This is a genomic window from Actinocorallia lasiicapitis (assembly GCF_054778695.1).
Map to the genome: position 1 here is coordinate 1 of NZ_BAAGZI010000684.1, position 1,594 is coordinate 1,594.

2 protein-coding genes are annotated in these 1,594 nt (G+C 72.1%); one reads left to right on the forward strand and one right to left on the reverse strand.

All coding sequences use genetic code 11. The features are described 5' to 3' along the window. On the forward strand, positions 1-470 hold a 470-nt coding region (locus tag ACYVE7_RS33735; RefSeq protein WP_460370595.1), incomplete at its 5' end, for a hypothetical protein. On the opposite strand, the gene ACYVE7_RS33740 is transcribed toward ACYVE7_RS33735, so the two are convergent. Further along, complete coding sequence (locus ACYVE7_RS33740) at positions 464-1,432, reverse strand: cation diffusion facilitator family transporter (RefSeq protein WP_460370597.1); 969 nt, start codon at positions 1,430-1,432, stop codon at positions 464-466. The genes ACYVE7_RS33735 and ACYVE7_RS33740 overlap by 7 nt on opposite strands. Positions 1,433-1,594: the final 162 nt, after the last annotated feature.

Here is a 1,594-nt window from a genome sequence, read left to right on the forward strand (position 1 = left end):
TGGACGGCCGCGTCAGGGTGCCCGCGCCGCGCGATGGCACTGCGCCCGTCGTCCACAGCCCTCCCGACCTGCGGGCGCGGGCCACCGATCCGGCCCTGCCCGTCCACGAGGTGCGACGCGGTGTGCTCCTCACCTGCGGGCTGGGTGTGGCCTTGTCGGCGGCGGGGCTGGATCTGGCGGCGCTGGGCGTCACGGCGGCGCAGCCCGCGGTCAGCAGGCCGGCCCAGTGGGTGCTGGTGCTGTCGCTGGTCTACGCCTCGATGGCCGTCATCACGCTGTTCGGGGTGGTCGCGGCCTGGCGCGGCTACCGGTCGGGCGTGTGGACCGTCATCGCGACCAGGCTGGTCAGGGCCGGGGTGTGGGTCGGGTTCCTCCAGCAGGTGACGCCCGCCGCCGGGACGGTGGCCGTCCAGACGGCGGTGCCGGTGCTGGTCGTCGCGCTGCTGCTGGGGGCGCTGCGACGTCAGTGACAGCCCGTCCCGTCGCCGTGGTCGTGGATCTGGGTGGCGACGGGGACGTGGCGCGGGCCGTGGGACTCGCCGCAGTGCAGGTCGTCCTCGGTGGCGTGGTCGACCTCGAGCGTGGTGTGGGTGATCTCGTAGCGGTCGTGCAGCAGGGTCTGCAGGTCGCGGCGGACCGAGTGGCAGTCCCCCGCGGGCTCGACCAGGACATGCGCCGACAGAGCGGGCGAACCCGACGTGATCTCCCAGACGTGCAGGTCATGGACTTCGACGACGCACGGGCGGTCGGCCATCATCTTGCCGATCTCGGACGGGTCCATGCCGGCGGGGGCGGCCTCCATCAGGACGCGTCCCGCATCCCGGATGAGGGCGTAACCCGCCTTGATCATCAGCGCGGCGACGAACAGCGACGCCACGGCGTCCGCGCGGGCCCAGCCGGTGAGCAGGACGACCGCGCCGGAGATCGCGGTCGCGATGAACGCGACGGCGTCGTTCAGGATGTGCTGGTAGGCGCCCTCGACATTGAGGCTGCTGCGGTCGGCGCGGCTGATCAGCCAGGTGGCCGCGAGGTTCACCACGATCCCGACCATCGCCGTGACCAGCACCAGGCCGCCCTCGACCTCGCCCGGCTCGACCAGCCGCCGGATGCCCTCGTAGATGAAGTAGACGGCGAGCAGCAGCAGCGTCAGCCCGTTGAGCTGGGCGGACAGGATCTCCGCGCGTTTCAGTCCGTAGGTGAAGCCGCCGGCCGGCGGGCGTGCCGCGATCCGCATCGCCAGCAGCGCCAGGACGATCGCGAACGCGTCGGTCAGCATGTGCGCGGCGTCGCTCAGCAGCGCCAGCGAACCCGCGACCAGACCGACGACGACCTCGCCCGACATGAACGCCAGGATCAGCCCGAGCGCCCCCAACAGGTACCGCCGGTCCGAACCGGCCGAAACCCCTTGCCCATGCCCGTGCCCCGTGCCCATGCAGCACCTCCTCCTGGTCAGGATATCGGCACCGGGTTTTGTCACCCCCCGGCGCTAGATTCGATTGTGTGAGCGAAGCCAGCGCCCCCCAGCCCGCTACCGGCCCTTCCCCTACATCCGATGGCTCCGCCGCGCCCGGCGTGTCGGCGGCGCGGCGGGACT

Excerpts from the sequence above, each read along its gene's own strand:
- ACYVE7_RS33740 (WP_460370597.1), bottom strand. The coding sequence starts at position 1,432 with ATGGGCACGGGGCACGGGCATGGGCAAGGGGTTTCGGCCGGTTCGGAC.